This window comes from Streptomyces flavofungini (assembly GCF_041028215.1).
Taxonomy (GTDB): domain Bacteria; phylum Actinomycetota; class Actinomycetes; order Streptomycetales; family Streptomycetaceae; genus Streptomyces; species Streptomyces flavofungini_B.
On sequence record NZ_JASKYR010001222.1, the window covers coordinates 1 to 1,373 of the forward strand.

General features: G+C 73.1%; 2 protein-coding genes. Both read left to right on the forward strand.

Annotated features, from left to right (window positions below; all coding sequences use genetic code 11):
- Positions 1 to 27: 27 nt before the first annotated feature.
- Positions 28 to 513, forward strand: a complete 486-nt coding sequence (locus AB8Z36_RS39925; RefSeq protein ID WP_369218257.1) for an FAD-dependent monooxygenase — start codon at positions 28 to 30, stop codon at positions 511 to 513.
- Positions 396 to 1,259 (forward strand): ABC transporter ATP-binding protein, encoded by an 864-nt coding sequence (locus AB8Z36_RS39930; protein ID WP_369218256.1) that lies wholly within the window; start codon positions 396 to 398, stop codon positions 1,257 to 1,259. The genes AB8Z36_RS39925 and AB8Z36_RS39930 overlap by 118 nt, the downstream gene beginning before the upstream one ends.
- The last annotated feature ends 114 nt before the right edge of the window (positions 1,260 to 1,373 follow it).

Genomic DNA, 1,373 nt, shown 5'->3' on the forward strand with positions numbered 1-1,373 from the left:
GGCGGCGCGGGGCGGCGCGCGAGCACGGTGTCCTGGAGGGGTTCCGCGCCTCGCTCACCCGCCTCTGCGGATCCGGCCTCAGTGTCCGCCGGGCCCCGTTGGCTCTCCCGCTTCGGCAACGCCACCCGCCTCGCGGAGCGTTGCCGCGCCGGACGCGTGCTGCTGGCGGGTGACGCCGCCCACATCCACTGCCCCGCGACGGGCCAGGGTCTGAACACCGGCTGGGCGCCGACCGGTCTGCTCGACGGCTACGACGCCGAGCGCTACCGGCGCCGCGTCGGCGCGGGTCCACGATCTGCTGCGCGCCCGCCTGACGCAGCCTGGCCGGATTTCCCCTTGCGGGAAGGCGGGGCCCCTATTTCGCACTTCGGTAAGGTTAGGCTAACCTCCACCACGTGCAAGAAGGTGAAGAGACCGCAGCGGCCGCGCGCCGCCCCCAAGGTCATGAACTCTCGGCCACGGGCGTCACCGTGGCGTACGAGGGCGTCGACGTCGTCCATGACGCCTCGATGACCCTGCGACCGGGCGAGGTGACCGTGCTCGTGGGCCCGAACGGCAGCGGCAAGTCGACGCTGCTGCGCACACTCGCGCGGCTGCAACGGCCCCGCAGCGCCGAGCTGGTCATCGACGGCGGCACCGACGGCCTCGCGCTGAGCCCCCGTGAGTTCTCCCGCCACGTCGCCCTGCTCACCCAGGGGCGCCCCACACCCGGCGGCCTGACCGTCCGGGACGTCGTCGAATTCGGCCGCTACCCCTACCGGGGCAGATGGGGCAAGGCCGACCCGGACGGACGGGCCGCGGTGGACCGCGCGCTCACCCTGACCGGCGTCCTCGAACTCGCCGAACGCGGCGCCGAACACCTCTCCGGCGGCCAGCTCCAGCGCGTCTGGCTCGCGAGCTGCCTCGCCCAGGAGACCGGCGTGCTCCTCCTCGACGAGCCGACCACCTACCTGGACCTGCGCTACCAGGTCGAACTCCTCGACCTCATGCGGGACCTGGCGGACGAGCACGGCATCGCCGTGGGCGCCGTCCTGCACGACCTCGACCAGGCCGCGGCCATCGCCGACCGCGTCTTCCTGCTCGACACGGGCCGCGTCATCGCGGACGGCGGCCCCGAAGACGTACTGACACCCGAGCGGCTGACCGACACCTACGGCATCCGCATCGAGGTCGAGAACGACCCCCTCACCGGCCGGCTGCGCACCCGCGCCATCGGCCGCCACCACGCGCGAAGCGAAAGGCTCAGCACCACCTCATGAGACGCCTCCTGATCACCGCGGCGGCCGCCACCGCCGCGGCCCTCACCCGCCACCGCCGCGGTGATCAGGAGGCGTCTCATGAGGTGGTGCTGAGCCTTTCGCTTCGCGCGTGGT